Origin of the sequence: Flavobacterium sp. (genome assembly GCF_035760125.1) — a bacterium.
Lineage (GTDB): Bacteria > Bacteroidota > Bacteroidia > Flavobacteriales > Flavobacteriaceae > Flavobacterium.
In genome coordinates this window covers 1-9,636 of record NZ_DASTTN010000253.1, presented here as the reverse complement: position 1 = coordinate 9,636, position 9,636 = coordinate 1, and the positions used below count along the sequence as shown (strand labels likewise).

Below are 9,636 nucleotides of genomic sequence, written 5' to 3'. Positions count from 1 at the left end.
AAATTGGTATATGTATTTCAGCCTTTTTGACAAAACTAAAAAAGTCGATAGTTAGGATATAAATTATTAATCGTTCTAACAAAACAAAAAAGGGGGAAAAATTTCCCCCTTTTTAATAAATCATTTATCAACACATTCAACAGTTGTAAATTTATATTTCACTTTTTCAAAATCTATAGGTGTGCCTTTGGCAAAATAAGAGCGTCCCAAATAGGTTTCTATTTTCCCGCTGCCTAAAATGAGTTCATTACCTTTCTTTAGCATTGCCATTGGATTCTTATATATCTTTTTATCATACGTTCCCTGAAAAAAAGTGTAGTCTACAAATAAGGTGTCTCCGTGAAACCCACCCATAATTTTTCCAGTTTTTACTGGCATATCCATAATTTTCATCACCATATCTCCAGTAACTTTATCACCTTTTAAAGTATTGATTTTTAATTCAATTGTATCATTCTCATACAAAGCTTTATAGCACGCCACACTAATCGGCTCTTCAACCTTGGCTTTGGCTGCTTCAACATCTTTTGGATTTTCATTTTTTTTACAGCTTTGGAGACCAATACAAGCCAATAACAAACAAAATAGGCCTAAATTTTTCATAGTAGTACAGATTTAATTAATAAACTAATAGCATAGCTAATTTACGAATAAATAACGTGCATTAATAGATTCAGTATTTTATATTTTGCAGGACAAATAACTCAATAAAATAATTGCATCAAGGGACTTATTTACCTCATAACTTTATAAAAAATATGTTTTTTATAACACTGATAATCAGATAGATTTAACAATTATACAAAAAGTTTATATTAACTTTGATAAAAGAAATTTCACAAACAATTTAATATACTTATACTATGAAAAAATTAAATTTTATTTGGGGAATACTGATGATTTGTGTTATTAGCACAACATCTATATTCGGGCAATCAGACTCTAAAAAAGACAAAATTATAGCTGATAGCAATACATCAAAAGCTGAGTTCATTAAAACCGATCATCTCATGAAATCAATTTTTGACAATGCCTACGGCTATGTCATCTTTCCAAATGTTGGTAAGGGAGGAGTGGGAGTTGGAGGAGCAGCTGGTAACGGAGCTGTTTATGAAAATAACACATTAATAGGTATGGCTAAATTATCGCAATTGAGTATTGGTTTACAGGCTGGAGGACAAGCTTATCGTGAGGTAATATTTTTTGAATCAAAATCGGCAATGCAACGATTTAAAGAAAGCAAATTTGAGTTTGCAGCTCAAGTCTCAGCAGTAGCTGCCAAAGCCGGCGCCTCAGGAAATGCAAAATATACTAATGGTGTTATGGTATTCACCATGCAAAAAGGTGGACTTATGTATGAGGCATCCGTTGGTGGTCAGAAGTTTAAGTTTAATAAAATATAATTTTTGCTAGTGAAATCTATGACAGTAATATAATTGTTTTATAAAAAATTGCAACGATTAAAAACTAAAAGCTATGATCTTAAAAATGTCATGGCTTTTTTTATTTTCCTTCTGAAGAGGTAATTAAATTTTGACTTCAAATAATCACCTGACGAGGCCATTTAATTATATTTATTTTACTACAAACCAAATAGTTACACAACAAAAGATGTTAATTTAAATCTAAAATATTATGTCTCAATTCAATATCATAAATATTTGGCATTATACTTGTACTCAAACTTATACAGGTTTAAAAATTAAGAGACAGTAATGTAAGCTTAATACTATGTACAATCATTTATAATAACGGTAATCATGAAAAATATAATTTCTGAAAATGATATGAATCAAATAAGAGAATTTATAAATCAAAAAGATAATGAATTCACATATGATCAATATTCAATAGTAGAGCAAAAACAAAAGAAAAAAACACCGTCTAAACTAATTAAAGGAAAAGTCAAAGTATATAACAATAATAGCAGACCAAAACTCATAAATAGTGAATACCTTGACGATGAATCAGAATTAAACTTAATTTCAGAAAGAATGTTACTTTTCTTGAAATTTACTTTTCTTTTTTTGATACTGACTGTTTTCTTTTTTTTTCTAAAAAAAAGCATCTAAAAATAAATATTCCGAATCACTGATACGTTAACCACTCAATAACAGCAATTTGATTATTTATTTTACTATTAAGAAGTTATAATTCGTAACACAACGTAACAAAAAAAATCTAGAACATATAAAAACTAAAAGCTACGACCTTCAAAAGTCGTAGCTTTTTTTTTATCTTTAAATATCTAGTTTAATTAACCACTCAAATACAAAGATTAATACAGCTTTATGGCAAAAAATAAAACAGTTGAAAGTGAAAATAGTGTCACCGATTTTTTAACATCCATAAGCGATGTAAAAAGACGTGAAGACTGTTCGTCAATAATCGACTTACTAAGCAAACTATCAGGCTTTGAACCGAAAATGTGGGGAACTGCTATCGTTGGTTTTGGTATTTATAATTACAAATACGAAAGTGGTCATGAGGGTAATGCACCACTTGCCGGGCTTGCCTCTCGAAAAAATGCTATTACAGTGTATCTGGCTTCCACTTTTGAAGATAAAGAAACATTACTTTCCCAATTAGGAAAACATAAAACCAGTAAAACCTGTCTGTACATTCAAAAATTAGAAGATATTGACATCACTATACTGGGTCAATTAGTACAAAAATCGATTGCCCGAATTAAGGAGCTGTATCCGAATTGATGTTATACCAAAATAACTTCTATTTTTATCTTTAAAATAAAAACCAAATCTTCTAGTACAACATGAAACTACAGTTTTCTAAAAATGATTTTCCAGCAAATTCCAAAACAAAAGAAAATTTTGTTTTGGAATTCAATGATGAATTTGAAAAAGATACAATCGATACCGAGAATTGGTTGCCGTTCTATTTGCCACAATGGAGTTCGAAAAAAATGTCCCAGCCACAATATGAAATAAAAAATGGTAATTTAGTTTTGCAAATAACCCAGGACCAAAAACCTTGGTGCCCCGAATTTAATGGAGACATAAAATGTTCTTCAATCCAAACAGGTGTTTTTTCTGGAGAAGTTGGAAGTTCCATTGGACAACACAAAGTAAGTCCAAATTGTTTGGTCAGAGAAAAGCAAAACGCAGCCAAAACCTATTTACCACAATATGGCTTTTTTGAAATTAGAGCCAAATCATTAGATACCCAATCGAATGTTGTGGCGTTGTGGATGATTGGATTTGAAGACAGCCCTGAGAAATCAGCTGAGATTTGCATCTTTGAAGTTAAAGGTTGTAACGTTCAGGAAAACAAAGCTAAAATTGGCTATGGAATTCATAAATTCAATGACCCAAAAATAAAAGAAGCCTTTTATGAAGATGATTTTGACATAGATGTTACCAAATTTCATATTTATTCAACTGAATGGACTCCTGAAAAAATAACTTTTTATATTGACAACCAAAAAATCAGAGAGATTAAACAATCTCCCAATTATCCGATGCAATTTATGTCAGGCATTTATGAAATCCCCACAGAAATAGAAGATGACAAAGAAAAAATCTACCCCAAGAACTTTGAAATAGATTATGTCCGAGGATATAAGCATGTCTAATTCCTTACTTTAATAACCAAAACCAATTTTATAAACCACACTTATTGAATATGCAAACCAACTACATCAACTCTCTTACACCAATGCGTGGCATAGCAGCCATTTGGGTTATGTTTTTCCACATGGATGTCATTATTTTTTACCGCGAATTTGGCACCCTCATTCCTCATGAAGCATCTGGAATCCTTGCCAAAGGGTATTTATGGGTCGATTTTTTCTTTTTGTTGAGTGGTTTTATCATTAGTCATGTGTATGGCGAAACTTTGACCAATCATTTTGGGAAATGGAAAACTATCAAAACATATTTGTGGGCGAGATTTAGCCGCATTTACCCATTACATCTTTTTACGCTACTGTTGCTCATTCCTTTTGTAGTTATATTTCCAATCATTTCACCAGCGGTTGTTGATGGGAGTTGGAAAACATTTATGTCTTGGTCTGCTTTGCCTAGTAATTTGTTGTTGCTTAATGCAATGAATCAACATACCTATTTGTCCTGGAATCTAGTGTCATGGTCAATTGGCGCCGAATGGTGGACCTATCTTGCGGCTTGTTTTATTATCCCCTTTGTTTTTAAGAAAAGTTGGTTGCAAAATGGAATTCTTGCGTTTATGGCAGTCGTTATTTTGGGCTTTATGGTATATTGGAAAGGCAGTCTGGATATTACCTTTGATTATGGCTGGGTTAGATGTGTGACTGAATTTAGTTTGGGAGCTGTTTTGTATCAGATATATCAGAAAGGATTAGGTAAAAATATGCTTTCAAAAAATATTTTCTTCCTTTTGGCACTTGTTTTTATAACAATGATTTTTCACTTTAGTTGGAACGATCTGTTTGTTATTCCAACTTTTTGTGTTTTATTATTGGCTACAGCCTACAATAACGGAACAATAAAAACAATTCTGGAAACAAGAATTTTCAAATACTTGGGAGACATTTCGTATTCCATCTACATGATGCATGGCGTTTGGTTTATGGTATTTTGGTATTGTTTGCCCTATTTAAAATCCAATTACGGGATTGAAACACTAACTCTTGAGATGAAAGTAATTTTTGTAACGCTGTTTTTGGGTTTGACATTGCTTAGTGCACATTTCACCTATCATTTTGTCGAAATCAAATCGAGAAAATTTTTGAAGAAAAGAATAAAAACGAAACAAGGTAACTTAGAAACTGCTCAATAATTTTGTTTAAAAACAGGTTTTAAAAATCATTACAAGTACCAACAAACAAAATTTCTGGTTTTGCGTAAACTCGCGTGACGGATAGAAGGAAGCTACCAAAGTAGCCTGGATAGCCCGACCGCAATAGGGAAAGGGGCGAATGAAGATAGTCTTTGTAAGCCCCTTTTACTATTGTGGTCACGCCCATATGATTTTAGAAGGCAAATTATTGAATTCTGATTGCAGATTTTTCATTGTGATAAAAGTATAGTATTTAATTTAGAAGTTTCCTATCTGAAAACTGTCAACTAAATTCTGTTATCTGAATTCTGTTAAGACTCGTTTATTCGTTCTTAAATTCTTATTTTTGCATTAAACTGATTTTTTCTATGCAAAAATATATAGAACAACTTAACGAGGCACAACGCGAACCTGTATTACAAAAGGATGGTCCTATGATTATTATTGCGGGTGCAGGCTCCGGAAAAACTCGTGTGCTTACCATCAGGATTGCTTATTTGATGCACCAAGGTGTTGACCCATTCAATATTTTGTCTCTTACCTTTACCAATAAGGCAGCGAGGGAGATGAAAAAACGTATCTCGGATATTGTTGGAGCCAGTGAAGCCAAAAATCTGTGGATGGGAACTTTTCACTCTGTTTTTGCTCGAATTTTACGTTCGGAAGCGGAGCATTTGGGTTATCCTTCAAACTTTACAATTTATGATTCTCAAGATTCATTACGCGCCATTTCAGGAATTATCAAGGAATTGCAATTGGATCGTGATGTGTACAAACCAAAACAGGTTTTGAGCAGAATTTCGAATTTTAAAAATAGCCTGATTACAGTAAAGGCCTATTTTAATGATCCCGATTTACAAGAGGCAGATGCGATGAGCAAAAAGCCTAGAATGGGTGAGATTTATCAACATTATGTGGATCGTTGTTTTAAATCCGGCGCGATGGATTTTGATGATTTACTATTAAAAACCAACGAATTACTAACTCGTTTCCCAGAAGTTTTAGCAAAATACCAAAACCGTTTTCGCTACCTCTTGGTGGATGAGTACCAGGATACGAACCATTCACAGTATTTGATTGTTCGCGCTTTGTCCGATAAATTTCAGAATATTTGTGTGGTAGGAGATGATGCGCAAAGTATTTATGCTTTTCGTGGTGCGAATATCAATAATATCTTGAACTTTCAGAAAGATTATGAAGGAGTAAAAACCTTTAGATTGGAACAAAATTACCGTTCGACCAAAAATATTGTGGAAGCGGCCAATACCATCATTGATAAAAATAAAGTAAAACTAGACAAGGTTGTTTGGACTGCCAATGAATTTGGGCCTAAAATAAAAGTACACCGCAGTATAACAGATAATGAAGAAGGACGTTTTGTGGCTAGTACAATTTGGGAACAAAAAATGACTAATCACTTGCATAATGGGGCATTTGCTGTTTTGTACCGTACCAATGCACAATCCCGTGCCATAGAGGATGCGTTACGAAAAAGAGATATTCCGTACCGAATTTATGGAGGTCTGTCTTTTTACCAAAGAAAAGAGGTAAAAGATGTGTTGTGTTACCTTCGATTGGTGATTAATCCAAAAGATGAGGAAGCTTTGATACGCGTTATCAATTATCCGGCTCGAGGAATTGGGAATACAACTATTGAAAAACTGACTATTGCGGCCAATCATTACAAGCGTTCAATTTTTGAAGTAATGCAAAACATTGAGCGAATTGACTTGAAACTGAATTCAGGAACCAAACAAAAATTACTTGATTTTGTTACTATGATTCAGAGTTTTCAGGTGATTAACGAAAATCAGGATGCTTTTTACCTTACCGATCATGTGGCCAAGAAGACCGGTTTGATTCAAGAATTAAAGAAAGATGCTACTCCCGAAGGAATGGCACGAATCCAGAATATAGAAGAGTTATTGAACGGAGTAAAAGATTTTACCGAAGGTCAAAAAGAGGTCGATGGCGCTCGCGGTGCTTTATCTGAATTTATGGAAGATGTGGCTCTTGCAACCGACTTGGACAAAGATACTAGCGATGAGGACCGTGTAGCTTTGATGACGATTCACTTGGCCAAAGGACTTGAGTTTCCTCATGTGTTTGTGGTAGGAATGGAGGAAGATTTGTTTCCAAGTGCGATGAGTATGAGCACTCGAAGTGAACTCGAGGAAGAACGTCGATTATTTTACGTAGCTTTAACTCGTGCGGAGCATCAGGCATATTTAACATATGCGCAATCACGTTACCGCTGGGGAAAATTGACGGACAGTGAGCCTTCGCGCTTTATTGAAGAAATTGATGGACAATACCTAGAATACCTTACACCAGCCGAAAGCAATTACCGTTTCAAACCAATGATTGATGGTGATATTTTTGGAGATGTGGATAAATCCAAATTGCGCTTGGCTAAACCGATTGGAAGTACACCACCAAAACACGTTGCAGATAACGAACCAAAGTCGGATATTAATTTACGGAAATTGAAACCGGTCTCTAGTGGCAGTTCAGCTGGAAGCGCTAATTTATTTGACAATACACTAGTTGCTGGAAATGTGGTAATGCACGAACGTTTTGGAAAAGGACAAGTAATCAATCTCGAAGGTGTTGGCGCCGATAAAAAAGCGGAAATCAAGTTTGAAGTTGGTGGTTTAAAAAAATTATTACTGCGTTTTGCAAAATTGGATATCATCGGTTAAGAAAAGAGAAAAAAGATGATAGAGAAAAAATTTCTAAACTCTTTTAAATTTAAACAAAAAATAACATGGCTCAGATAATAAAAATATATCCAGACAAACCAAGTGAAGCCGCTATTGCAAAAGTGGTAAAAGTACTTCAAGACGGAGGTTTGGTGATTTATCCAACTGACACAGTTTATGGATTGGGTTGTGATATCACCAATTCACGAGCTCTTGAAAAAATTGCTAAAATAAAAGGAGTAAAATTAGAAAAAGCCAACTTCTCGTTTATTTGCCACGATTTAAGCAACTTATCAGATTATGTAAAGCAAATAGATACTTCGACGTTTAAACTGCTAAAAAGAGCATTACCGGGGCCTTATACATTTATTTTGCCTGGTAATAATAATTTGCCTAAAGAGTTTAAAAAGAAAACAACTGTTGGTATCCGTGTTCCTGATAATTCAATTGTGTTAGAAATAGTTCGTCAACTTGGAAATCCAATTGTTTCAACATCCATTCGAGATGAAGATGAAGTAATCGAATACACAACCGATCCAGAGCTTATTTTTGAAAAATGGCAAAATTTGGTAGACTTAGTTATCGATGGAGGTTATGGCGATAATATTGGGTCAACTATTATCGATTTATCAGGAGATGAACCTATTGTAGTTAGAGAAGGTAAGGGAAGTCTTGATATCTTATAATTAAAATTTTACAAAAACAATAATTATTCATAAAAATATCGTTAATTAGTAAGATAATTAACTTCAATTTTATAATATGAAAAACATATTTGTACTATTTTCTTTGATCCTGACCATAAACTCCTTTTCTCAAAATATTAAGGGTAAAGTTTTCAATAACGATAAAACACCACTATCTGGTGCAAATATCTACTATAAAGGTACCACAATTTCAACTATTTCAGATGAAAATGGAAACTTCACATTGAATTATTATCCAAAATCAAATACTATCTTAGTAATAAGTTTTATGGGGTATCAAAGCCAATATTTTTCAAACTTTGATTCAAGCAAGGATCTTAATATAGAATTAATAGCCTCAAAAAACTCTTTAAAAGAAGTAGTCGTAAATAGAAAGGATGAATTTTCAAGAAAGCAAAAACTAAAAATATTTAGAGAACATTTTTTAGGAGCAACACCTAATGGTAAAGTTGCATTAATTGAAAATGAAGAAGATATCTATTTTAAATACGACAAGGAAAATTTTACTCTGAAAGCTTTTTCAGACAAACCTTTAATAATTATAAGCCCTTCTTTAGGTTATAAAATATACTATGAATTACAGAATTTTGAAGTTACATTTAATAATTTTAGTATCAATACAGATGATGTAGTTTTAAGTTATTATAAAGGATTAAGCCGCTTTGAAGAAATAAATAATTCAAATGAAATTCTAATTAATAGAAAAAAAGCATATCAAGGTTCTCAAATTCATTTTTTTAGCAATCTAGCAAATAATATTTGGAGCAGAGAGCAGTTTTTATTATTAAATGATGAGCAACAAGTGAATGCAAATAATTGCTTTAAAATATACAAACAAAAAGATTTTATAAAAGTAGTGGTAATAAAACAGTTAGGAGAAAATAAAAATAAAAACACTATTGCTTCTTACGATATTTTATTTGACAAAAAAGAGGAATCAAGTATTATTTTTGAAACAGATTCTTTTACTATTGATAGATATGGAAATAATTCTAACATAGAAAATATTATTTTTTCTGGAAAAATTTCAGAAGAAAAAGTAGGAGATATGCTGCCTCTTAATTATATGTCAGTTCCTGAAAAAATCATCCAATAACAAAACCTTAGTAAAGAACCCAAATTTATTTTTTTATGTAAATATTTAATTTGATAGTATAGAGAAGCTATAAAGATAGCACTTGATCACTTATTACAATTTATCTGAAAATGAATCAATTGTAAGTACAGAAGGCAAGATAAGTCTTGAAATTATTTAAAAAAATATTATTTTTTTTAAAGAAAAATTAATTAGATAACTTAGAATAAAAGTCTTATTTACTGAAATATTTAAGAAAATAACTTATTAAGAAACATTTATAGCAGTAATTCTTAATTTATATTAATTGGTTGCTAAAAAAAAAATTGGAGAAGCATAAAGCGGGACTTTCGTTCTGCTTTTTTTTGTGCTTATT

9 protein-coding genes are annotated in these 9,636 nt (G+C 32.2%); 8 read left to right on the top strand and 1 reads right to left on the bottom strand.

Annotation, left to right across the window (positions count from 1 at the left end; genetic code table 11):
* Positions 1–120 precede the first annotated feature (120 nt).
* Positions 121–603: a hypothetical protein gene (locus VFS71_RS09215; RefSeq protein ID WP_326400822.1), complete on the bottom strand. Its 483-nt coding sequence runs from the start codon at positions 601–603 to the stop codon at positions 121–123.
* Between the two features lie 407 nt (positions 604–1,010).
* On the opposite strand from VFS71_RS09215, the gene VFS71_RS09210 reads away from it, so the two are divergent.
* The 8 genes from VFS71_RS09210 to VFS71_RS09175 all read left to right on the top strand — a co-directional run bounded on the left by VFS71_RS09210 (position 1,011) and on the right by VFS71_RS09175 (position 9,281).
* Positions 1,011–1,403: a YSC84-related protein gene (locus VFS71_RS09210; protein ID WP_326400820.1), complete on the top strand. Its 393-nt coding sequence runs from the start codon at positions 1,011–1,013 to the stop codon at positions 1,401–1,403.
* 357 nt (positions 1,404–1,760) lie between these two features.
* Positions 1,761–2,072, top strand: a complete 312-nt coding sequence (locus VFS71_RS09205; RefSeq protein WP_326400818.1) for a hypothetical protein — start codon at positions 1,761–1,763, stop codon at positions 2,070–2,072.
* Between the two features lie 219 nt (positions 2,073–2,291).
* Positions 2,292–2,711: a DUF1801 domain-containing protein gene (locus VFS71_RS09200; protein WP_326400816.1), complete on the top strand. Its 420-nt coding sequence runs from the start codon at positions 2,292–2,294 to the stop codon at positions 2,709–2,711.
* 62 nt (positions 2,712–2,773) lie between these two features.
* Complete coding sequence (locus tag VFS71_RS09195; RefSeq protein WP_326400814.1) at positions 2,774–3,592, top strand: glycoside hydrolase family 16 protein; 819 nt, start codon at positions 2,774–2,776, stop codon at positions 3,590–3,592.
* Positions 3,593–3,642: 50 nt separating this feature from the next.
* Positions 3,643–4,776, top strand: coding sequence for an acyltransferase (locus tag VFS71_RS09190; protein ID WP_326400812.1), 1,134 nt, complete (start codon positions 3,643–3,645; stop codon positions 4,774–4,776).
* A 368-nt stretch (positions 4,777–5,144) separates the two neighbouring features.
* Positions 5,145–7,478, top strand: a complete 2,334-nt coding sequence (locus tag VFS71_RS09185; RefSeq protein WP_326400811.1) for an ATP-dependent helicase — start codon at positions 5,145–5,147, stop codon at positions 7,476–7,478.
* 65 nt (positions 7,479–7,543) lie between these two features.
* Positions 7,544–8,164 (top strand): L-threonylcarbamoyladenylate synthase, encoded by a 621-nt coding sequence (locus VFS71_RS09180; protein WP_326400809.1) that lies wholly within the window; start codon positions 7,544–7,546, stop codon positions 8,162–8,164.
* 76 nt (positions 8,165–8,240) lie between these two features.
* Positions 8,241–9,281: a carboxypeptidase-like regulatory domain-containing protein gene (locus tag VFS71_RS09175; protein WP_326400807.1), complete on the top strand. Its 1,041-nt coding sequence runs from the start codon at positions 8,241–8,243 to the stop codon at positions 9,279–9,281.
* Positions 9,282–9,636: the final 355 nt, after the last annotated feature.

Coding starts and splice junctions, on each gene's coding strand:
- VFS71_RS09190 (WP_326400812.1), top strand. CDS start 3,643: ATGCAAACCAACTACATCAACTCTCTTACACCAATGCGTGGCATAGCA.
- VFS71_RS09175 (WP_326400807.1), top strand. CDS start 8,241: ATGAAAAACATATTTGTACTATTTTCTTTGATCCTGACCATAAACTCC.
- VFS71_RS09215 (WP_326400822.1), bottom strand. CDS start 603: ATGAAAAATTTAGGCCTATTTTGTTTGTTATTGGCTTGTATTGGTCTC.
- VFS71_RS09185 (WP_326400811.1), top strand. CDS start 5,145: ATGCAAAAATATATAGAACAACTTAACGAGGCACAACGCGAACCTGTA.
- VFS71_RS09195 (WP_326400814.1), top strand. CDS start 2,774: ATGAAACTACAGTTTTCTAAAAATGATTTTCCAGCAAATTCCAAAACA.
- VFS71_RS09200 (WP_326400816.1), top strand. CDS start 2,292: ATGGCAAAAAATAAAACAGTTGAAAGTGAAAATAGTGTCACCGATTTT.
- VFS71_RS09210 (WP_326400820.1), top strand. CDS start 1,011: ATGAAATCAATTTTTGACAATGCCTACGGCTATGTCATCTTTCCAAAT.
- VFS71_RS09205 (WP_326400818.1), top strand. CDS start 1,761: ATGAAAAATATAATTTCTGAAAATGATATGAATCAAATAAGAGAATTT.
- VFS71_RS09180 (WP_326400809.1), top strand. CDS start 7,544: ATGGCTCAGATAATAAAAATATATCCAGACAAACCAAGTGAAGCCGCT.